Genomic DNA, 19,837 nt, shown 5'->3' with positions numbered 1-19,837 from the left:
CCCCGAACCGAGAGAAGCACCACCATGAGCACCACCACCGTCACCCCGCTGACCACTGCCGACGCCGAGGCCCTGGTCGCCGCCGCCCGGACCGCCGCCGAGGCCGCCGGAGCCACCGTCAGCATCACCGTCCTGGACGCGGGCGGCCACATGCTCGCCTTCCGCCGCGACGACCGGGCGGTCCTGATCTCCGGCGAGACCAGCACCCGCAAGGCCTACACCGCCCTCCAACTGAACGCCCCCACCGCCGACTTGGTCGACCTCGTCAAGCCCGACGGCCCGTTCCACTCCCTCACCACCGCCCTCGACCGCCCCCTCCTCTTCATCCCCGGCGGCATCCCGGTCCACGACCACGCAGGCCACCTGATCGGCGCCCTCGGCGTCGGCGGCGGCGCCCCCGAACAGGACCACGCCTTCGCCACCACCGCGGCAGCCACCTTCGGCCGCTGACGACGGCAGGGGCTCAGGTCCCCGGCGGCAGCTGAACCGTCATCAGGAAGTGGCAGGCCTCGGCGCCGGCGCCCCGGTAAGCGTGCGGGGCGTCGCCGTCGAAGGTCGCCGTCTGACCAGCCCGGACCGGGTGTTCGGCGCCGTCGACCAGCAGGACCATCCGCCCGGTGGTCACCGTGACGGTCTCCACCACGCCGGGTTGGTGGGGGTGGCTCGGGTACTCCTCGCCGGGCTCCAGCCGCCAGCGCCACAGCTCCACCGGCGAGGCCCCCCGGGTGGTGAGGAGCAGCCGGGCCTCACCACCGCCCTCGCCCCGCCAGAGCGGCTCCACCTCGTCCGCCGCGACCACCCGCACCCGGCTCTCCGACCGGCCCTGCATCAGGTCGGAGACCGAGATCCCCAACGCGTCGGCGAGCCGGACCAGGGTGGCGAGGTTCGGATTGCCCTGGGCCTTTTCCAGCCCGACCAGCGCCCCCTTGCTCACCTGGGCGCGGCGGCTCAACTCCTCCAGCGTCAGACAGCGGGGTCGCGCCGCTGGTGGTCGGCCGCGCGGTCTCCTCCGCCGTGGTCCTGGCCGCCGCCGCGGCCTTCCGGCGCCGCCTCGGCCCCGAGCGCCCCGCCTACGGCATCTCGATCGCGGCCGGTGCCCTGGACTCGGTCGCCAACCTGCTCTTCCTGCTCGCCGTCCGCAGCGGCGACCTCACCGTGGTAGCGGTCGTCACCGCCCTCTACCCGGCCGCGACCGTCCTGCTCGCCCGGACCGTCCTGCACGAACGCATCCACCGCGGCCAACTCGCCGGCCTCGCCGTTGCGGCCCTCGCCGTCTCCCTGCACGGCACTAGCCCTGGCCTGACCCCGCCCGACAGCCCCTCAGTAGACTGCGCCGATGATCACTTCAGCCACCACCGAGCCGGTCGAGCTCGTCATCTTCGACTGCGACGGCGTCCTGCTGGACAGCGAGCGCCTCGCCGTACGGGTCGACGCGGTGGTACTGGCGGCGCTCGGTTGGGAGCTGAGCGAGGAGGAGATCGTCCACCGTTTCGTGGGGCGCTCGCACCGGTACATGACCTCGGAGATCGAGGCCCACCTCGGACGCGCCCTCCCCGAGGACTGGGACGCCGAGTTCAAGCCGCTCTACGACCAGGCCTTCGCCGACGAACTGACGCCCGTGGACGGCATCGGGGCAGCCCTCGACGCGATCGGGCTGCCGACCTGCGTGGCCTCCAGCAGCAGCCACGAGCGGCTGCGCCGCACCCTCGGCCAGGTCGGGATGTACTCCCGCTTCGAGGGCCGGGTCTTCAGCGCGAGCGAGGTGGCGAACGGCAAGCCCGCCCCCGACCTCTTCCTGCACGCCGCCGCCACCCTCGGCGTCGAACCGGCCCGCTGCCTGGTGGTGGAGGACAGCCGCTTCGGCGTCGCCGCCGCCCGGGCCGCCGGCATGCGCGCACTCGGCTTCGCGGGCGGCCTCACCCCGGCCGCCTGGCTGGAGGGCCCCGGCACCGTGGTCTTCACCGACATGCGCGAACTCCCCGCCCTGATAGCGGCAACCGCCTGAACCGTCCTCGGACGGCCCGGACAGGGCGTGGCACGGCACGACGCGAGGAGACGACGAGGGGCGGTACCGGAGAGGTCCGGTACCGCCCCTCGCACCCGGAGGAACCGTCAGAGGTCGAACTCGTCCGGGGAGATGGCCAGGGCGAAGCAGGCCTCGCGGACGACCGCCTGCTCGGTCTTGTCGAAGTCGCCGTCGGCGCCGCCGATCACGATGCCGATCTGGATGACGGCGCGTGCCTCGACGGGCTTCTTGGCGACCCTGCCGATCACCTGGAGCAGCGTCACCTTGCCGAGCTCGAAGTCGGAGGTGACGGTGGTCAGGTAGTCGTCGAAGCGGCGGTGCAGGTCCGCGGCCTCGAAGTTCTGCAGCACCGGGTTGGTGGCGATCAGCGCCGCCACCCGCTGGCGCTCGGACGGGTCGACCGAACCGTCCGCGGCGGCGACCAGGGCGCACATCGCCATGGAGGCGTCGCGGAAGCCACCGCTCTTCAACTCGTTCTTCTTGCTCTCGAGTTGGGTCTGCATGGTCTGGGCGGACTGCTTGAGGCGGTCCCACAGGGCCATCGGGGTTCTCTCCCATACGTGTGGTGCTGACGGGCCGGGCCGGGCCGGCTACAGGTGGGGGGCGATGGCCGGCATCAGGTCCTGGAAGGTGCGGCCGCGGGCGGGCTCGCCGATCGCGGAGAACGTCCAACCGGCGCCCTCGCGGCGGACCTTGGCCATGATCTGGGCCGTGTGCGGGCCGCCGCCGGTGAGGGTGTAGCGGGCCAGCTCGACGCCGGTGGACTCGTCCACCAGGCGGCAGAAGGCGTCCTGCACCTGCTCGAAGGTCTGGCCGGTGAAGGAGTTCACCGTGAAGACGATCTGCTCGACCGACGCGGGCACCCGGGACAGGTCGACCACGATGGTCTCGTCGTCGCCGCCCGCGCCGCTGCCGCCGACCAGGTTGTCGCCGCTGTGCCGGACGGAGCCGTCGCGGCTGGTGAGCTGCTGGAAGAAGACCACCTCCACCAGACCGCCGCCCTTGTTGTAGAGCACCGCGGAGGCGTCCAGGTCGATCGGCCGGGCGGTGAGCTTGGCGAAGAAGCCCTTGGGCGCGGCGGCCCGCCAGCCGAGTCCCATCCGGACCACGCTCAGCGCGCCGCCGTCGGCCTTGGCCAGGCTGATGCCCTGGCCCTTCGTCAGGTTGATGCTCATACTCCTGCTTCCCCTACTCGCCGGGTGTGACGCCCGCTCAGAGTGCGACGCCGAAGTCCTGGGCAATTCCCGCCAGACCGGAGGCGTAACCCTGTCCGATGGCGCGGAACTTCCACTCGGCGCCGTTGCGGTAGAGCTCGCCGAAGACCATGGCGGTCTCGGTGGAGGCGTCCTCGGAGAGGTCGTAGCGGGCGATCTCGGCGCCGCCGGCCTGGTTCACCACCCGGATGAAGGCGTTGCGGACCTGGCCGAAGTTCTGGCCGCGGCCGGAGCCGTCGTAGATCGAGACCGGGAAGGTGACGCGCTGCACGTCCGCGGGGACGGCGGCCAGGTTCACCTTGAGCTGCTCGTCGTCGCCGTCGCCCTCACCGGTGCGGTTGTCGCCGGTGTGCTCGACCGAACCGTCGGCGCTCTTGAGGTTGTTGAAGAAGACGAAGTCGCCGGCCGACCGCACCTTGCCGTCCTCCGCGAGGAGCAGCGCGCTGGCGTCCAGGTCGAACTCGGTGCCGGTGGTCGAGCGCACGTCCCAGCCCAGGCCGATGACGACGGCGGTCAGGCCGGGCGCCTCCTTGGTGAGCGAGACGTTTCCACCCTTGCTGAGGCTGACACCCATGAACGGTCTCCTTCGAGTCTCGGTGCCGTCGGCGGAGCTGACGGTGTTTTAAATCTACAGCAATGTAGAGGTAAAGGGATCGTAAGATCCCCTGGGGCGAGGCCACCGTACGGGGTCTCGCTACGATGAACGGCCGACACCGCCGCGACGTGCCCGAGGAGGACCGATGGTGCGAGACACCGAGCCCGAGCCCGGCCACGACGACCGTCCGCGACGGCGTGCGCAGGGCGAGCTGGAGGCGCAGATCCTGCACGTGCTGCACCGCGCCGGGCGGCCCGCCTCGGCGGCCTGGGTGCAGCAGCACTTCGACGGCGAGCTCGCCTACTCCACCGTGATCACCATCCTGACCCGGCTGCACGAGAAGAAGGCCGTCACCCGGGTCCGGGACGGCCGCGCCTACCTCTTCACCCCGGCCGCCGACGGGGCCGGGCTGGCCGCGCTGCGGATGCGCCGGATGCTGGACGCCGAGAGCGACCGGCAGGCGGTGCTGGCCAGCTTCGTGACCGCGCTGTCGGCCGACGACGAGCAGCTGATCCGTGCCCTGCTGGGCTCCGACTCCCCTCCCGAGAGCGGGAGTTGAGCACCCCGTGGGCGTCTTCGTGTTCCTCCCCCTGATCCTGCCGCTGACCGCGCTGCCGATCGCCCGGCTGGCCGGACAGCACCTGCACCCGCGCACCACCACCCGGCTGCTCAGCTGGATCAGCGGGGTGCTGGCCCTCTGCTCCACGCTCTGCCTCGGCCTGCTCGGCGTGGTCGGCACCGCCCAGATCCCCGGCAACCCGCTGCCCGACGCCTGGGCCGACCCGGAGGTCCGGGCCGCCGTGCCCTGGGACGAGGCGGTCGGCACCGGATCGATCGTCGCCCTCGCGGTGGTCCTGGTCGCCGCCGCCGTCACCCTCGGCCGCCACCTGCGCGGACGCCTGCGGGCCCGCTGGGCACTGGCACCTCTGGCCCCACTGGCCTCACAGAGCAACGGCGACGAGGTGGCGGTGCTGGAGGACGGGGCCCCCTACGCCTACGCCGTCCCCGGCCGCCGGGGGCGGGGCCGGATCGTGGTCTCCACCGGGATGCTCGACCACCTCGACGAGGACGAGCGGTGCGCCCTGTACGCCCACGAGCGCGCCCACCTGACGGGGCGTCACCACCGCCACCTGCTCACCGTCCGGCTCGCCGCCTCCGTCAACCCCTTCCTCGCGCCGCTGCGCGACGCCGTGGTCTTCTCCGCCGAACGCTGGGCCGACGAGGAGGCCGCCGAGGCCGTCGGCGACCGCCGCCTGGTCGCCCGCGCGGTCGGCCGCGCCTCGCTCGCCCTCCCCCGCTTGCCCGCCGCCACCGCCCTCGCCCAGTTCGCCGCCCCCGGCCCCGTCCCGCGCCGGGTCGCCGCCCTGCTGGCCCCCGGCCCGGCCGTCCGCCGCTGGCCACCGGCCGCCAGCCCGGCCGGCCTCGCCGCGCTGGTCGCGGCGGCGGGCACCACCGTCTCGGCGATGTCCTGCCTGAACGCCTCGATGGCCCTGCTCCTGATCCTGCACACCGCGACCACCGGCCACGGCCTCGGGCCCGGCTGACCGGTCGTCAGCGGGTTCCACCCGGGCACCCGGGCGGAACCGGGATCCGGCTACGCGGGGAGGAAGAACCCGGAGATGTCGGCGAGGCGGCCGTCCTCGTGGTGGCGGGCGGCACTGATGCCCGCCGACGCGCTCTCGCCCTGCCCGTCGAGCTGGGTCCAGCGGGCGAGGGAGCGGTCGTGGTGCTCCAGCACCTCGTCGATGCGGAACCGGTGGCCGGGGAAGGCCGCGGCGAACCCGGCCATGTAGGCGGCGAGTTCGGTCAGGTCGCCGACCTCGGTGCCGGGGTCGCGGTAGGCGACCTCGTCCACCGCGACCGCGCCGAGGGCGGCGATCCGGTCGGCGGGGTCGGCCGACCAGCAGGCGGCGTAGTCGTTCCAGAGCTGCTGGGTGTCACTCATGGTCGTCCTGCTTTCGTGGGGTCCTCAGTGAACCGATCGACGCCATCGCGCCTTCGGTGACGGCGTGCAGTGCGGCGCGGGGCCGGCCGGCCCGGACGAGCACCAGCAGGCCCTGGTACAGCGCCAGCAGGTGGGCTGCCGTGGTCGCGACGTCGAGTTCGAACGGCACGTCACCGCGGCGCCGGGCGCGGCCGAGTGCGTCGGCGAAGCCGTCCTCGATCACCGTCAGGCCGTTCCGTACCCCGGCCGAGGCCTGGGGAAGGGTGAACGACTCGACGGCGGTGTTGGTCAGCAGACAGCCCGGATCGGGATCGACACCGGTGTCGATGACCGACGTGAAGTAGGAACGGATGCCGGCCAGCGGGTCGTCCGGTTCCAGCAGGTGGAGCCGGACCCGGTCCCGCACCACCCGCTCGTTGTAGACCTCCAGCGCGGCGTGGAACAGGCCGTCCTTGCTCTCGAACTCCCGGTAGAGGCTTCCCGGGTGCAGCCCGGTGGCCTCCTCGATGTCCCGCAGGGAGGCGCCGACGTACCCCCGGTGACGGAACAGCCGCATGGCCGAGGCCAGCACCTCGTCCCGGTCCCAGAGCTGCTTGCGCCCCATCTCCACCTCCGTAGTTGAACGACTGCTCACAAAAAATAGCACACCCCGGCCGGCCACACGGACGGGCGCCGACCCGGCCGCGGACAGCCGTCGGTGCACCGGCGAGGGCGGGCGGCCGGAGGGCGGGAGGGAGGTCAGAGGTGTCCGGGGCACGGGCCCTGACGAGGGGTCAGCGGGTGGCGGGGAGCCAGCCGTTCTGGACGGCGTGCACGCCCGCCCCGAAGCGGCTTCGGGCCTCCAGACGTTCCATCAGGTCTGCGGCCACCCGGCAGGCGGTGCGCGGGGAGACACCCAGCCGTTCGGCGATCCCCTCGCCGGTGTGCCCCTGGGCGCGCAGGGTCATGGCCGCGCACTCCTGCGAGGACATCCCGGCGCCCGGCCCGGCCCCGTTCGGGCGGTCCGGGCCAGATCGTCCAGCCGCTCGCGGATCGCCTCGATGCCGATCAGCTCCTCGTAGGCACCGCTCGGCGCCTGCCCGCCGGAGGCCGCGCAGTCGGCGATCAACCGGGCCGCGGTGGCCCCGGACTGCTCGACCCTCAGCTGATGGGCCACCAACTCCGCCTGCTGGCGCGCCGGCAGGGCCTCCATGGCGCTCGCCGGACGGGCCGCCCGGAAACCCGAGGGAGCCTGTGCCGAGGGGCGGACCAGGACCAGCCCCAGCGCCACCAGCCGGGCCAGCAGCGCGCGGTAGGTGCGCTCGTCCTGCGCGACCAGTTCCAGCCCCAGCCCCAGAGCACTGAGCACGCCCCCGACGGCCGCGGCCTGACGCTCCATGCTCCACCTGCCGGAACCGAGCGGGTGCACCGTGCGTCCGGCATGGTGACACGGGGAGATGATGATCATCATGCGACGACGGAAGCTGCTCGGCATCGCGGCGGGGCTGACGGCGCTGCCCGCCGTGTGGGCGGTCCGGTCCGCGGTGGCAGAGGACGAGGACAAGCCCGGCTGGCACACTGACACCGCGCCGCTGGAACAGGCCTTCCCCGAACTCGGCCCGCTCACCGACGCGCGATGGGTGAGCAGCCGGGACAACGACGACCGCGGCATCCCCTCGCACGAGCTCACGATGTCGGGGTACGCCCGCCTGGCCCCGGGCAGGCTGGACGAGCTGACGACGGCTCACCCCTTCGTCCCCGGCGCCCCGCCGGAGGCCGCGTCCTGGTTCGAGAAGCCGCTGAAGAAGGGGACCGCCGGCCCGAAGGACCCGGACTGGGTCCGCCCGGACGCCGTCGACCGCGCCGGGAACCGGACGAGCGCCAGGTTCTGGTTCGACCGCCGCACCGGCACCGTCCGCTTCTGGACGCTCAACCCCTACGCCTGAGCCCCTACGGAGGGTTCACCGTGGCGGGTCCCGCAGTCCGATCGCGTCCGGGCCGGGGGGCTTCCAGGGCGGCGTCGCCCACTCAGCCGCGCTGGGCCGACGGGACCAGGCCGGGGGCGGCACGGAAGGAGACGGCCTCCATCAGAGGCCTGCGCTTGGTGTTCTGGAAGGCCGCGATCCGCCAGCGGCCGTCCTCGCCGCACACCAGGGTGTAGGTCTGAACCTTCGTCAGCCTCCCCTTCGGGACCGTGCCCTTGTACGTGTCGCCGCGCGAAGTGACCACGGCGAGGCCGGGGGCGGGGAAGCGGACGTCCAGGAGTTCGTCGGCCAGGCGGGTCCCCTTGAGGAAGCCGGCGAACAGGACGCGATGGCTCTCCACGATGTCGCGGCGGCCCCGGTAGTGGGTGCCGACGTAGGTGACGTATCCGGCGTCCTCGGTGAACTCCGCGCCGTAGGCGTCGGCGTCGTGGCGGGCCCAGGCGTCGGCCAGCCGGGCGAGGACCTCGGTGACGGCCTGGCGGTCGGTGCTGTGCGTGGTCATGTCGGCCCCTCCCGGGATAGGCTGAGATGGCTGCACAGATGCAATATCTGCGCGCATGCAGATAAATGTAAGGGGATCGCCGCACCATGGCAACCACCGAGCCCGCACCGGGCGACGAACACGAGACCTTCCGCGCCTACCTGGACGCGGTCGGGCTCAACGCGATGGCCGCCGCCGCCGCGGTCGGCCTCCAGCCCTCGGAGTGGTACGCCTTCAGCCAACTCGCCCTGGCCGGCAACCTCACCTCCGGCGAACTCTCCACCCTCACCGGCCTCACCACCGGCGCCACCACACGCCTGATCGACCGCCTCGAACGGGCCGGCTTCGTCCGCCGCACCCCCGACCCGGCCGACCGCCGCAAGGTCGTCGTCGAACCCGTCACCGAGGCCATCCCCCGCATCGTCGAGGCCGTCACCCCCACCCGCCACCACCTGGCCCGGGTCCTCGACCGCTACACCCCCGAGCAACGCGCCGTCCTGTTCGACTACTTCACCCACGCCGCCCCCGCCTTCCGCGAGGCCACCGAGGAGATCCGCCGCCACTCCGCGTGAGCCCAGCCGCTCCCGGCCGGCGCTGGCCAGCTAGCGCGTGGCGGGGAGCCAGCCGTCCTGGACGGCGTGGACGCCCGCCTCGAAGCGGCTGCGGGCGTCCAGACGCTCCATCAGGTCGGCGGCCACCCGCCGGGCGGTGCGCACGGAGACCCCGAGCCGCTTGGCGATCGCCTCGTCGGTGTGGCCCTGGGCGAGCAGGGTCATGGCGGCGCGTTCCTGGGACGACATCCCGCCGTCCGACGGGGAGGCTCCGGTGCCGAGCGGCACGGCGGTGGCCCAGACCGTCTCGAACAGCGCCTGGAGGGCGGTGACCACACCGGCGCCGGTCAGCACCACCGCGCCCCGGTACCCCTCGTTGGGGTCGACGGGGAGGACCGCCGTCCGGCCGTCGTAGACGATCATGCGGACCGGCAGGGTCGGCACCGTCCGGACCTGCCAGCCGCGTTCGGCGAGCCAGTGCACGTGGTCCACGGTCGGCTGGTGGTTGCGGATGCTGTCCAGGTAGACGGTGCGGCTCTTGACGCCCCGGTCCATCATCCGGAGGTTGGTCCGGCGGGAGGCCGCCAGGTCCTCGGCGGTATGGCCGCCACCCGGTGCGAAGGTGAGCATCTCCCGTTCGACCGTCCACGCCATCTCGTCCAGCCGCTCGCGGACCGCCTCGATCCCGATCAGCTCCTCGTAGGCACCACCCGCCACCCCCTCACCGGCGGCCGCGCAGTCGGCGATCAGCCGCGCCGCGGCGGCCCGGGACTGGTCGACCCTCAGCTGATGGGCCGCCAGCTCGGCCTGCTGGCGGGCCAGCAGGGCCTCCATGGCGCTCTCCGGGCGGGCCGCCCGGAAGCCCGAAGGGGCGTGCGGCGAGGGGCGGACCAGCTCCAGCTGCACCAGCCGGTCCAGCCCGGAGCGCAGCGCCTCCGGCCCGAGGCCCAGCGCCTCCGCCAACTGCTCGGCCCCGTCGGCCGGACGGGCCAGCAGCGCGCGGTAGGTGCGCTCGTCCTGCGCCTCCACCCCCAGTGACTCAAGCATCTGTACCCCCCGGTCCGGCCTCGATCCGGACGATCCTAGACCCGGCCCGGAGTGGACCACGGGGTGGCCGACTCCTGCCGTTGCATGTTCCGTCCTCGCCGGTGATCTTCCGGACGGGCACCGCTCCCGGCCACAGTGGGGTGGTCGGCCGGCCCGGTCCGCCGATCCACTCCCCGCCCGTCACTCCGTCAGGAGAGCTCTGCCCATGTCCAGTACCCCCGTCGCCGACTTCCTCGCCCCGCCCCGGACGGAGCCGGAGGTCCCGCTCCGCCGCAACCTGCGCTTCCAACTGCTCTGGATCGGCGCCACCAGCACCACCCTCGGCGTAGAGGCGGTGGACGTGGCCTTCCCGCTGCTGGTGCTCGCGCTCACCGGCTCCCCCGCCCTCGCCGGGCTGTTCGGCTTCGTCCAGGCGGCGGCCAACGTCCTGCTCGGGCTGCCGATCGGCCGGATGATCGACCGCTGGGACCACCGCCGGATGCTGATCGGCGCCGAGGCGGTCCGGGCGGTGGGCGCGGCCTCGGTGGCGGTGGCGCTCTGGCTCGGCCGGGCGAGCGTCACGCACCTGATGGCGGTGGCCGTCCTGTTGGGGGCGGGGGCCGCGCTGGGCGGGCCGGTCCGGATGCTGCTGGTGCGGGCGGTGGTCCCGCCCTCGCAGCTCACCCAGGCACTCACCCAGGACGAGGTCCGGGAGGGCGCGGCCGGCCTGGTCGGCCCGGCGGTCGGCGGGACGCTGTACGGGATCGGCCGCCTGCTGCCGTTCGCGGCCTGCGCGCTGACCTTCACGGCCTCGCTGCTCTGCACCCTGCTGGTCCGGATGCCCGCACGGACGGACGCACCGGGCCGGGACGGGGCGGCCGCAGCCCAGCAGGACGGCGGGATGTTCGCCGGTGTACTGGAGCTCTGGCGCACCCCGGTGCTGCGCGCGGCGATGCTGCTGATCGGCACCTTCTACCTGGTGCTCACCGCCGCCACCCTCACGGTGGTGGTCGGCCTGGAGGCACGGCACACCCCCTCGGCCCTGATCGGCCTCGCGCTCACCGGCTCCGCCGTCGGCGTGCTGCTGGGCTCACGGCTGGTCGGCCCGCTGCACCGCCGGCTGGCGCCGGGGGCGCTGCTGGTGCGGGTCTGCGCCGTGGTCGCGGTGGCGGTGACGGCCCTGGCCGCGCCGTTCGGGCCCTGGTGGGTCTTCGGGGCCCTGCTGCTGGCGACCCTGACCGTCCCGGCACTGCGGGTGCTGATCGACATCCTGGTGCTGCGTCAGGTCCCGGAGGAGCGGCGCGGCCGGACCATCGTCGCGGTGATGACCACGCTGAGCGTCGGCCCCCCGCTGGGCACCCTGCTCGCCGGTCTGCTGATGCAGGTCGCGGGTACCGGCTGGACCCTCGCGGCGCTGGCGGTCCTGCAGACCGCGGCGGCCGTCCACGGCCTGCGCAACCGTCACATCCGCGCCGCCGTCTGGCCCTAGCGGCCCTAGCGGACCTGGAAGCTGTCCGGTCGATCACGAGCGATGCCGTCCGAACCACGACACGCGCACATGATCGACCGGACTCGCGTTCGATCTGCTCGCTGACAAGAACGAGCCCGCGGACGCCCGTGCACTGCCTTTCCTGCTCTGCTCTGCTCTGCTCTGCTCAACTGAAGGTGAGGCCGGGCATCAAGGCCCTACGCCCGTCTTCGGCTGCTCGCGTCAGTACGCGGCGCTGCCGACGTGGAGCGATCCGTCCGGCAGGCCCGCGCTGTAGACGGCGAAGTCGGACTGGTTGCGGTCGATCTGTGCGGCGCTCACCGCCCATGACGTCGCGCCAGGGGCGAGCGTCCGGTCCCAGATGCCGTAGCCGGGGACGATTGCCTCCAGGTGCGTGGTGCCGTCCGACATGGTGCTCGCGGCGATGCGCGTGATGGACGGGTTGTGGTCCACGACCGTGGGCACCACCGGCCAGGTTCCCTCGGCCCAGGTCAGGTCGGACACCCCGGCACCCGGCTTCAGGATCTGGACGTGCAAACTACCGTCCGCCCGGGCTGCCCCGCTCACGTCGGTGATGCACGGGTCGCTGGCGTCGTTCCAGGCGCAGTCCACTACGATCTGCGTCCGGTTCGACCAGCTACCCGACGGGGTGCGGGTGCGGTCCCACACTCCGAGGGTGGGGACGACGGTCAGCACGTGCATCGTGCCGTCGGGCAACGCGGCGGCGCTGATCCGCGAGGTCTGGCCGTCGGGGTCGATCTGGGTCGAGCTGGACCACGTTCCGGTGGCGCTGCGGGTGCGGTCCCAGACTCCGGCGCCGGGGACCAGCGTCTGGACGTGCAAGGTCCCGTCGAGCAGTGCCGCCGAGCTGATCGCGGTGATCGCGGGGTTGGCGTCGATCTGGGTCGACGCCGACCACGTGCCGTCGGTGTTGCGGGTGCGGTCCCAGACTCCGGCGCCGGGGACCAGGGTCTGCACGTGCACCGTCCCGTTGGGCAGCGCGGCGGCGCTGATCTGCGAGATCCGGGTGTTCGGGTCGATCACCGCCGGAGTCCGCAGGCCGCCGGACACGGCGCCGTCGGAGACCGGGCCGTGCGTCGCGTCGCCGACGGCGTTGTAGGTCGGGTGCCACACGCGTGCGCGGTAGAACCGGGCATTGGTCACCTGGTGCGAGGTGTGCGTGTAGCTGCTGACGGAGCCGTCCGGGTTTTTGACCGGGGTGTAGAAGTCGATGGTGTCGGTGCACCAGTCGTTGGCGGCGCAGCCGCCCGCCGGTTGCTTGGACTTGTCCGGCTGTGTCATCACCAGCTGACCTGACGGCTGCGCGCTGATTGCCTTGACATCCTTGGCCGCGACGAGCGGGGTGAAGCTGTTGTACCGCTTGTCGTACGACCATGTCTTCGTCCCCGTGCTCAGCAGAAGCACGTTCGAGTCGTTCGGATCCGCAGTCAGGTCGTGGGGAGCGGTGTCGTGCACTGCGTCCGACAAGTTGATCTGCTTGTCCAGGGTCAGGTGCGGCTGCGCGGCGCTCCCGGTGATGGCGAAGGAGTCCAGAAAGGGCACGCTGGTGTTGACGGCACCGTTGTAACCGATTGCCCAGAGCCGGTCGGAGGTCGGATCCCAGAGCGCGCCGTGCGCCTCGTTCAGCGGGTACTCCGCGTAGGTGGTGTTGTCCGCCCCCTGCGAGGACGCGTAGACCCTGAGGAACCCGTTCTTCCACGTCGCAGCACGCCCCCCGGTCGGCGTCGTAGTGAGTTTGTCGCTGGACGCCACCACTATGTTGCCGTTCGGCAGCAGTTCCGCACTGTGCAGGTTGTCCTCGCCCAGGTTGGCCGACCACACCTTCTGCCCCTTGGGGTAGGTGACGATCGCCGCCAACCCGTTGCTGGCCGTGACGACCATCCGCTGGCCGGCCGAGGTGTTCCGCAGCTTGAAGTCGCTCACGAGCCCGAACGCCGAAATCTCCTGCGGCTTGAAGCCATTGTCCACCGTCGGCTGCCACGTCGACCCAGTGGCCGGCATCGAGTCCACCCGCGGGTCATAGGCGATCAGCGAATTGCTGGCCTGGTCACCCGCGACTATCCAGTAGTCGGTGCTCGCCGCTTGCGCCGGCTCGGCTGTCCGGCCCCCCAGGGTCAGCATCGACGCCGTGAGCGCCACCACGACCAAGATCGGCCGAACAAATCGTGCCTTTCCCATCAAATTCCCCAAGTATCTTCATATGAACGCTAATTGATCACGCGGGTCGTGATCATGGCATTGGCGATCTTCCGCACTCGTCTGTCGGCGCCGCGGACATGCCCGGCACCGGGAGGCCGGCCGCCGCGAAGCCGGGCTTCCGGCGAGAAGGAATCCTCAAGGGAGAAGGCCGCACGTAAAGTTGACGGTTCGCATCGCTACTGCAGGGCGAGCGCATAGGCGGCCGACAGACTGGCGCCGGCACATCACGTCGGCCATGGCCGCCCATGCATACCTCGGCGCGGTGGGGCGTAATGGCTCAAAAGGTGGCCAGATCGCCCAGACAGTGGCCTGGCGATCAGTTGAGTCGTTGATATGACCATGGGGAGCAGTAGTGATCTGACGGATGCGCAGCGGGAGCGCCCGGCGCCGCTTCCCCCGGTGGGCAACGGGCGTTGCGGCAGGTGGCGGGACCATCGCCAGGTCGTGAACGGGGTGCTGTACCGGATCCGGACGGGCGTGCCGTGGCGTGATCTGCCGAAGCGGTACGGTCCGTGGAAGACGGTGCCCGGCACGCTCCGCCGCCCGTCCTCATAGGGGGCTCCGCGCAGACGGTCAAAACCGCTCGGATCCGGGCGGACCTGATCGACCGGCTGGCGGAGGTGGTGCGGGAGGTGAGGCGCTCGGCCGCTCGCGCGGCGGGTTCACCACCAAGGTCCATCTGAGTGCGGACGGCTGCTGCCGCGTGCTCTCACTGGTCATCACGCCCGGGCAGTGCGCCGACCGCACCCGGTTCGAGCCGGTCATGGACAAGATCCGCGTGCCGAGGCTGACCTGCGGCAGGCCTCGTACGAAGCCGGACAGCGTCAGCGCGGACAAGGGCTACAGCAACCGCCGAACCCGTCGTCACCTGAGCAGACGAGGAATCCGGCACGTCATCCCGGAGAAAGCCGATCAGGCCGCCAACCGGGTCAGACGTGGCAGGGCCGGCGGCCGGCCGCCCAGTTTCGACAAGGACCGCTACAAGAAGCGCAACACCGTCGAACGGGCGATCAACAAGCTGAAGGTCTTCCGCGGTTGCGACCAGGTTCGACGCACCCGGACGGCCCTGCGCCCCGGTGGACCGGTTGGGGCCGGTACACCGGGGCGCAGGGGGCCTGCCGAGGGGGACGGGGCAGGGGTTCAGCGGGGCGGGGTCAACGGGACGGGGTCAGCGGGGCGGGGTCAACGGCCTTGCAGGGCCTTGACGTTGTCGCCGAAGGACCAGCCCTTGGAGCCGTCCCAGTTGATGGACCAGGTCATCAGGCCCTTCAGCTGGCCGCCGAAGGAGCCGTAGGCCTGGCTGACCAGGCTGGGGGCCATGTAGCCGCCGCCCGCGCCGGGCTGGGCCGGGAGGCCGGGGACCTGCTTGTCGTACGGGACCTTGATGGTGGTGCCCTGGATGGTGAGGCCGTTGTTCAGGCACTGGGTCTGCTTGGTGAAGCCCTCCACCGTGCCGGCCTGGTAGGAGTCACCGGCGCAGCCGTACATGCTGCCGTTGTAGTACTGCATGTTGAGCCACCACAGGCGGCCGTTGTCGACGTACTTCTTGATGATCGGCAGGTACGAGCCCCAGATCGAGCCGTAGGTGACGCTGCCGCCGGTGACGTACGCGGTCTCGGGGGCCATGGTGAGGCCGAAGCCGGCCGGCATCTGGGCGAGCACGCCGTCGATGATGCGGATCAGGTTGGACTGCGAGGCCGAGAGCGAGGTGATGCTGCCGCTGCCGGAGAGGCCGGTCTCGATGTCGATGTCGATGCCGTCGAAGTTGTACTTCTTCAGGATCGGCACGACCGTGGCCACGAACTTGTCGGCCACCGTGCTGGAGCTCAGGTCGATGCCGGCGGCGGCGCCGCCGATCGACATCAGGAGCGTCGCGCCGGCTGCCTTGGCCTGGCACATCTCGGCGGGGGTGGAGACCTTGACGCCCGCGTCCATGCCGTCCTGCCACAGGACGGTGCCGTCGGAGAGGATCACCGGGAAGGCGGCGTTGATGACGTTGTAGCCGTGCGCGGCGATCCGGCTGTCCGTGATCGGCACCCAACCCATGCCCGGGTGAACGCCGTTGGAGGCGCCGTCCCAGTTCTCCCAGTAGCCCTGGAGGACCTTGCCCGAGGGCTTGGGCTTCGTCGCGCAGGTGTCACCGGTGCCGCTCGGCGAGGGGCTGGTGGAGGGGGACGGGCTGGTGGACGGGCTGGTCGACGGCGAGGGGCTCGTGGAGGGGCTGGTCGACGGCGAGGGGCTCGTGGAGGGGCTCGTCGACGGCGAGGGGCTGGCCGACGGCGAGGGGCTGGAGCCGCCGGGGCCGGTGAGGGCGAAGTCGTCGGCGTAGTAGGCGGTTTGGCCGTACCAGCCGTGCACCCAGATGGTCACCGAGGTGGTGCTCGCGCCGGTGCCGAAGTTGACGGCGAGCTGGCCGTAGGACGCGCTGCTCGGGGTCCAGGTGGAGGTGGTGCCGGTCAGGCCGTTGCCGGTGGCGCCGAGGTAGACGTAGCTGCCCTGGACCCAAGCGCTCAGCGAGTACTGGGAGTTGGGCTGCACGCTGATGGTCTGGCTGCACTGGCCGCTGTCCTGGCCGTTGGGCGTGGCCTTGAGCGCCGAACTGCCGCCGTGCACCGGGCTGGTGACCGCCGCGCCGGAGCCGGCCGTACAGGTCCAGCCGGAGAGTCCGCTCTCGAAGCCGGGGTTGGCCACCAGGTTGGGGGCGGCCGCCCCGGCGGTGACCGAGCCGGCCACCACGAGGCCGGCGCCGACCACGGCTGCGGCGCTGACGCCCGCCAGGGTGCGCCGGGCGAGGTTCGGGGCGGGCCGGGCGTGGCTGGTCCGGGCGGGCTGCGGGGCGCGCTCCGCCTCGGGGCGGGGACCGCCCGGCGGACGCGGAGTACGGGACCTCCGACGGAACATGGTGTGCTCCCTTTCCCGCCGGGGCGTCGTGGAACTGTCGACGCGTGGGGGCGCGACGCCCGGCCGTGGGTGAGGTGGGGGGACATGTGGGGATGTGCCGGACCGGATCGTAGGAGCGCGGGAAAGGGCACGTCAATAGGTCTGGACCAATCGCCAGGTGCGCGCCCCCGGCGAGCTCGGACGATCCACCGAAGTTCAGCACCGCGCTGGGGTGGCACTCCGTCAAGAGGAGCCGGGCCCGGGGCCGTTGGGAGAGGTACGGGCCCGCGTGGCGCGAGCACCGGGACCCACCCGCTCGACCCCGGCCGGAGTCGAGCGACTTCGGACGGAGTCAGGCCTTCAGGCCTTCAGGCCGAGGGCGGTGCGCAGTTCGCCGTCGGCGGGCCCGGGCCCGAGGTCGGCCAGTCCCCCGGCGGCCGCCCCGGCCGCCTCGGCCTTCGGGTCGGCGCGCAGGGACACGGCCCCAGCGGGCGATCTGCTCGACCTCGGCGCGGTACTTGGCGACGGCGGGCCGCAGCGGCTCGCTCCAGGTGGTCCGGTCGAGCGCGAGCCGGGTGGTGTCGGTGGCGTCGACCAGCCGCTGGGCCCACGCGCGGAACTCCTCCGGCGCCTCGGCCGGCGTACCGTCCGGTGCCAGGGTCAGGGCCTGCTCGACGCTGCGGGTGGCGGCGAAGTAGGCGTTCTGCTCGGCGGAGAAGGACTTCGGGTCCTGCCGGACGGAGCCGGTCCGGGGCTGCTCGGACCGGACCAGGCAGAGCGCGCGCGTGCCGTTCACCGGGCCGACCGCGCCGGGCGCCACGTCCTCGGGCAGGGCCGCCCGGTCTGGCGCGTAGTCGTAGTGGACGCTGAGGCAGTGCCGCCGGACCACGGCGTCCTCGGGGTACGAGGGCCCCGGCAGGATGGCCTCCCCGGTGACCTCGGCGAGGTGCGGCCGGTCGCAGGGCACCACGCTGACCGTCAGGGGAACCACGCCGTCCCGGCCCAGCTGCGCCACGCACTGACCGCTCGTCAGCTCGGAGACCAGCACCGTGCCGTTGCCCCGGGCACTGCCCAGCACCTCAGGGACGACCAGCGACAGCACCAGGATCCAGAAGCCGGACAGGCACAGCCCCAGGATCGCCCGGCTGCGGCCCTGCCACGGGTTGTTGCCGATGGCGCGCAGCGCGGCCACCCCGAAGGCGATGCCCGCCACCACCCCGATGCCGGTGAAGCCCAGGGCTCCGGCCACCAGCGCGGCGGTGGCCCTGCGGTCCTTGCCGGGCGCCGGCGGGTGGGAACGGGCGGCGGCGGCAACGGTGGTGGGGCTGGACTGCTGGTCGGGGACCGATGACAACGCCGGGGCTCCTCGTGGGCAGGGGTCCGCTGGTACGCGGCCCCGCGACGACAGCGGCCCGCACCGTCGGTCCGCTCCCGACTAACGGCCCTCGCCGCCCGCGCCACCCCGCGCGGTGACCAGGCCGGACTCGTAGGCCGCGATCACCGCCTGGGCGCGGTCCCGGACGTCGAGCTTGCCGAAGATGCTGGTGATGTAGTTCTTCACCGTGGACTGGCTGATCTCCAGCGCCTGCGCGATGGCGGCGTTGTCGAGCCCCCCGGCGATCAGGCGCCAGACCTCCACCTCACGGGGCGTCAGGTCCCCGGCCGCGCCGCCCTCCGCGGCGGCGGCCGGCACCGCGACGGCGCCGGGCGAGGCCCGGACGTGACTGGAGATCAGGCGGGTGAGCAGCCGGGGCGCCACCACCGCCTCTCCGGCGTGGACGGTGCGGATGGCGGCGGCCAGGTCCTCCGGGGAGACGTCCTTGGGCAGGAAGCCGTACGCGCCGGCGCGCAGCGCGGCCACCACGTACTCGTCCATGTCGAAGGTGGAGAGGGCCAGCACCCGGGCCTCGGGCAGCTCCCGGGCGAGCCGCTCGGTCGCGCCGACGCCGTCCAGGACGGGCATCCGGATGTCCATCACCACCACGTCGGGGCGCAGCTCCACGGCCCGGGCGACGGCCTGTTCGCCGTCCTCGGCCTCGCCGACCACCGCGACGGCCGGGTCGGGCGAGAGGATCAGCGAGAGACCGCGCCGCACCAGCGGCTGGTCGTCCACGATCAGCACCCTGATCACCTGCTGGCCGGTCATCGGTTCTCCTCCCCGTTCTGGACGGCGGCCTCGGCGGTCTCGGCCGGGCTCAGCGGCAGCTCGGCGAGGACGGCGTAGCCGCCCTCCGGCAGCGGACCGGCCGTCAGGGTGCCGCCGTGCAGGGCGACCCGCTCGCGCATCCCGATCAGACCGTACCCGGCCGGGCTCCCGGACTCCGGTGCCAGGCCCGCGCCGTCGTTCCGGACGCTGACCTCGACCGACTCCGGACGGTACGTCAGCCGCACCTCGGCGCGGGCCGGTCCGGCGTGCTTGCGGGCGTTGGTCAGCGCCTCCTGGACGATCCGGTACACCGTCAGGCCGACGGTCGGCGGCAGGGCGCGGCGCGCGCCGTCGACGGTGATCCCGGCGGGCAGCCCGGCCCGGTCGGACTCGGCGACCAGCCGGTCGAGGTCCGCCACGCCGGGCTGGGGGGCGGAGGGGGCGTCGTCCGGTTCGTCGCCAGTGCGCAGCACGTTGAGCAGCTGGCGCATCTCGCGCAGCGCGAGCCGGCCGGAGGACTCCAGGGTGACCAGGGCGTCGCGGGCCACCTCGGGGTTGGCGAGGTTGGCCCGGGCACCGCCGGCCATCAGCTGCATGGTGGTGATGTGGTGGGCCACGATGTCGTGCAACTCCCTTGCGATGCGGCGCCGTTCGTCGGCCACCGCACGGTCGGCGAGCAGCTGCCGGTTGGCCGCCACCTCGCGCTGCCAGCGGTTCACCGCCAGGGCGGCGCAGACCACGATCAGCACGGAGAGGGTCGGGCTGATCCTCTCCTGCCACATGACGTCCCGGCCGTGGTTCTGGCTCCAGGAGATCAGCGCCGCCGCCACCACGCTCATGCCCACCGTCACCCGGAGCCGGCAGACGCGGGCGGCCGAGAACACACCGACGATCAGGGCCGCACCGAAGTGGGTGGGCAGCCGCAGGACCAGGGTGGCCGTCACGTGCAGCGCCACGACGCCGGTGAGCATCGCCACCGGGTGGGTGCGGCGGAAGAGCAGCGGCAGGGCGGCCACCGCCACCAGGAGGAGCCCCAGCACGCTCACCTGGTAGTCGCCGGAGGGGCTGCCGAAGAACACGTAGCTGAGCACGTCGAGCACGCACGCCCCGGCGGCCACCATGGCGTCGGCGTGCGTCCAGGGCACCCCTTCCGCCTCCACCGCGCTCCCGGGGTGGGTCCCGGCGTGTGCTCGCCCGCTCATGTCCGTCCTTCCGCAATCGCTGCCGCACCGTACTGATCAGCGCCGACGCCCCCATTCTGTCAGCGCCCCGGAGTGCCGGGCATGGTCCCCACGGCTGA

The 19,837-nt window shown here is 72.6% G+C and carries 21 protein-coding genes and 4 pseudogenes; 9 read left to right on the top strand and 16 right to left on the bottom strand.

All coding sequences use genetic code 11. The annotated features are described in order from the left end of the window. Positions 1-24: 24 nt before the first annotated feature. Positions 25-450 carry a GlcG/HbpS family heme-binding protein gene (locus ACZ6ZR_RS09225; protein ID WP_465640981.1) on the top strand — a complete coding sequence of 142 codons (426 nt, stop codon included), beginning with the start codon at positions 25-27 and terminating at the stop codon, positions 448-450. A 13-nt stretch (positions 451-463) separates the two neighbouring features. On the opposite strand, the gene ACZ6ZR_RS09220 is transcribed toward ACZ6ZR_RS09225, so the two are convergent. Next, positions 464-952 carry a helix-turn-helix domain-containing protein gene (locus tag ACZ6ZR_RS09220; protein WP_465640979.1) on the bottom strand — a complete coding sequence of 163 codons (489 nt, stop codon included), beginning with the start codon at positions 950-952 and terminating at the stop codon, positions 464-466. 11 nt (positions 953-963) lie between these two features. On the opposite strand from ACZ6ZR_RS09220, the pseudogene ACZ6ZR_RS09215 reads away from it, so the two are divergent. Together ACZ6ZR_RS09215 and ACZ6ZR_RS09210 are read left to right on the top strand one after the other, a co-directional pair. Then, positions 964-1,281 (top strand): annotated as a pseudogene (locus tag ACZ6ZR_RS09215) (EamA family transporter); the annotation flags it as partial. Between the two features lie 55 nt (positions 1,282-1,336). Next, entirely contained in the window at positions 1,337-2,005 is a 669-nt protein-coding gene (locus tag ACZ6ZR_RS09210; RefSeq protein ID WP_465640977.1) for an HAD family hydrolase, read from the top strand. A 107-nt stretch (positions 2,006-2,112) separates the two neighbouring features. Here the strand turns inward: ACZ6ZR_RS09210 and ACZ6ZR_RS09205 are convergent, their stop codons facing one another. The 3 genes from ACZ6ZR_RS09205 to ACZ6ZR_RS09195 are packed head-to-tail and all read right to left on the bottom strand — an operon-like array spanning position 2,113 to position 3,814. Beyond that, entirely contained in the window at positions 2,113-2,568 is a 456-nt protein-coding gene (locus tag ACZ6ZR_RS09205; RefSeq protein ID WP_465640975.1) for a tellurite resistance TerB family protein, read from the bottom strand. A 48-nt stretch (positions 2,569-2,616) separates the two neighbouring features. Next, positions 2,617-3,201, bottom strand: coding sequence for a TerD family protein (locus ACZ6ZR_RS09200; protein ID WP_465640973.1), 585 nt, complete (start codon positions 3,199-3,201; stop codon positions 2,617-2,619). Between the two features lie 37 nt (positions 3,202-3,238). Then, positions 3,239-3,814 (bottom strand): TerD family protein, encoded by a 576-nt coding sequence (locus ACZ6ZR_RS09195; RefSeq protein WP_465640971.1) that lies wholly within the window; start codon positions 3,812-3,814, stop codon positions 3,239-3,241. A gap of 166 nt (positions 3,815-3,980) precedes the next feature. Here ACZ6ZR_RS09195 and ACZ6ZR_RS09190 point away from each other — a divergent pair, with 166 nt between their 5' ends. Together ACZ6ZR_RS09190 and ACZ6ZR_RS09185 are read left to right on the top strand one after the other, a co-directional pair. Next, a complete protein-coding gene (locus ACZ6ZR_RS09190; protein ID WP_465640969.1) occupies positions 3,981-4,394 on the top strand; it encodes a BlaI/MecI/CopY family transcriptional regulator in 414 nt (137 codons plus the stop codon). Positions 4,395-4,401: 7 nt separating this feature from the next. Continuing rightward, a complete protein-coding gene (locus ACZ6ZR_RS09185) occupies positions 4,402-5,379 on the top strand; it encodes a M56 family metallopeptidase (RefSeq protein ID WP_465640967.1) in 978 nt (325 codons plus the stop codon). A gap of 50 nt (positions 5,380-5,429) precedes the next feature. Here ACZ6ZR_RS09185 and ACZ6ZR_RS09180 read toward each other — a convergent pair whose 3' ends face one another. From ACZ6ZR_RS09180 to ACZ6ZR_RS09165, 4 genes are all read right to left on the bottom strand, one after another. Further along, entirely contained in the window at positions 5,430-5,780 is a 351-nt protein-coding gene (locus ACZ6ZR_RS09180; RefSeq protein ID WP_465640965.1) for a nuclear transport factor 2 family protein, read from the bottom strand. Continuing rightward, positions 5,773-6,384, bottom strand: a complete 612-nt coding sequence (locus ACZ6ZR_RS09175) for a TetR/AcrR family transcriptional regulator (RefSeq protein ID WP_465640963.1) — start codon at positions 6,382-6,384, stop codon at positions 5,773-5,775. The genes ACZ6ZR_RS09180 and ACZ6ZR_RS09175 overlap by 8 nt, the downstream gene beginning before the upstream one ends. Before the next feature lie 169 nt (positions 6,385-6,553). Then, a complete protein-coding gene (locus tag ACZ6ZR_RS09170) occupies positions 6,554-6,727 on the bottom strand; it encodes a helix-turn-helix domain-containing protein (protein WP_465640961.1) in 174 nt (57 codons plus the stop codon). After that, a complete protein-coding gene (locus ACZ6ZR_RS09165) occupies positions 6,724-7,158 on the bottom strand; it encodes a hypothetical protein (RefSeq protein ID WP_465640960.1) in 435 nt (144 codons plus the stop codon). Before ACZ6ZR_RS09165 ends, ACZ6ZR_RS09170 begins: the two co-directional genes overlap by 4 nt. Positions 7,159-7,228: 70 nt before the next feature. Here ACZ6ZR_RS09165 and ACZ6ZR_RS09160 point away from each other — a divergent pair, with 70 nt between their 5' ends. After that, positions 7,229-7,705, top strand: a complete 477-nt coding sequence (locus ACZ6ZR_RS09160) for a hypothetical protein (RefSeq protein ID WP_465640958.1) — start codon at positions 7,229-7,231, stop codon at positions 7,703-7,705. An 82-nt stretch (positions 7,706-7,787) separates the two neighbouring features. Here ACZ6ZR_RS09160 and ACZ6ZR_RS09155 read toward each other — a convergent pair whose 3' ends face one another. Then, positions 7,788-8,246 carry an SgcJ/EcaC family oxidoreductase gene (locus tag ACZ6ZR_RS09155; RefSeq protein WP_465640956.1) on the bottom strand — a complete coding sequence of 153 codons (459 nt, stop codon included), beginning with the start codon at positions 8,244-8,246 and terminating at the stop codon, positions 7,788-7,790. An 86-nt stretch (positions 8,247-8,332) separates the two neighbouring features. Here ACZ6ZR_RS09155 and ACZ6ZR_RS09150 point away from each other — a divergent pair, with 86 nt between their 5' ends. Next, the gene (locus ACZ6ZR_RS09150; RefSeq protein ID WP_465640954.1) at positions 8,333-8,797 is read left to right on the top strand and encodes a MarR family winged helix-turn-helix transcriptional regulator; all 465 of its coding nucleotides are present in this window, start codon (positions 8,333-8,335) and stop codon (positions 8,795-8,797) included. A gap of 30 nt (positions 8,798-8,827) precedes the next feature. On the opposite strand, the gene ACZ6ZR_RS09145 is transcribed toward ACZ6ZR_RS09150, so the two are convergent. Then, a complete protein-coding gene (locus ACZ6ZR_RS09145; protein ID WP_465640952.1) occupies positions 8,828-9,823 on the bottom strand; it encodes a LuxR C-terminal-related transcriptional regulator in 996 nt (331 codons plus the stop codon). A 205-nt stretch (positions 9,824-10,028) separates the two neighbouring features. Here ACZ6ZR_RS09145 and ACZ6ZR_RS09140 point away from each other — a divergent pair, with 205 nt between their 5' ends. After that, positions 10,029-11,291, top strand: coding sequence for an MFS transporter (locus ACZ6ZR_RS09140; RefSeq protein WP_465640950.1), 1,263 nt, complete (start codon positions 10,029-10,031; stop codon positions 11,289-11,291). Positions 11,292-11,513: 222 nt separating this feature from the next. On the opposite strand, the gene ACZ6ZR_RS09135 is transcribed toward ACZ6ZR_RS09140, so the two are convergent. Continuing rightward, positions 11,514-13,490 (bottom strand): DUF6528 family protein, encoded by a 1,977-nt coding sequence (locus tag ACZ6ZR_RS09135; RefSeq protein WP_465640949.1) that lies wholly within the window; start codon positions 13,488-13,490, stop codon positions 11,514-11,516. A 360-nt stretch (positions 13,491-13,850) separates the two neighbouring features. Here ACZ6ZR_RS09135 and ACZ6ZR_RS09130 point away from each other — a divergent pair. Further along, positions 13,851-14,716 (top strand): annotated as a pseudogene (locus tag ACZ6ZR_RS09130) (IS5 family transposase). On the opposite strand, the pseudogene ACZ6ZR_RS09125 reads toward ACZ6ZR_RS09130, so the two are convergent. The 5 genes and pseudogenes from ACZ6ZR_RS09125 to ACZ6ZR_RS09105 form a co-directional block, all read right to left on the bottom strand. Continuing rightward, positions 14,694-15,656, bottom strand: a pseudogene (locus tag ACZ6ZR_RS09125) (chitinase); the annotation flags it as partial. The pseudogenes ACZ6ZR_RS09130 and ACZ6ZR_RS09125 overlap by 23 nt on opposite strands. 216 nt (positions 15,657-15,872) lie before the next feature. Continuing rightward, positions 15,873-16,412 (bottom strand): annotated as a pseudogene (locus ACZ6ZR_RS09120) (carbohydrate binding domain-containing protein); the annotation flags it as partial. A 331-nt stretch (positions 16,413-16,743) separates the two neighbouring features. Further along, positions 16,744-17,745, bottom strand: coding sequence for a DUF4190 domain-containing protein (locus ACZ6ZR_RS09115; RefSeq protein WP_465640948.1), 1,002 nt, complete (start codon positions 17,743-17,745; stop codon positions 16,744-16,746). A gap of 81 nt (positions 17,746-17,826) precedes the next feature. Then, on the bottom strand, positions 17,827-18,537 hold the full coding sequence (locus ACZ6ZR_RS09110) for a response regulator (RefSeq protein WP_465640947.1): 711 nt from the start codon (positions 18,535-18,537) through the stop codon (positions 17,827-17,829). After that, entirely contained in the window at positions 18,534-19,739 is a 1,206-nt protein-coding gene (locus ACZ6ZR_RS09105; RefSeq protein ID WP_465640945.1) for a sensor histidine kinase, read from the bottom strand. Before ACZ6ZR_RS09105 ends, ACZ6ZR_RS09110 begins: the two co-directional genes overlap by 4 nt. Between the last annotated feature and the right edge of the window lie 98 nt (positions 19,740-19,837).

This window comes from Kitasatospora sp. NPDC088742 (assembly GCF_055584905.1).
This window is presented reverse-complemented; position numbering and strand designations above follow the sequence as displayed.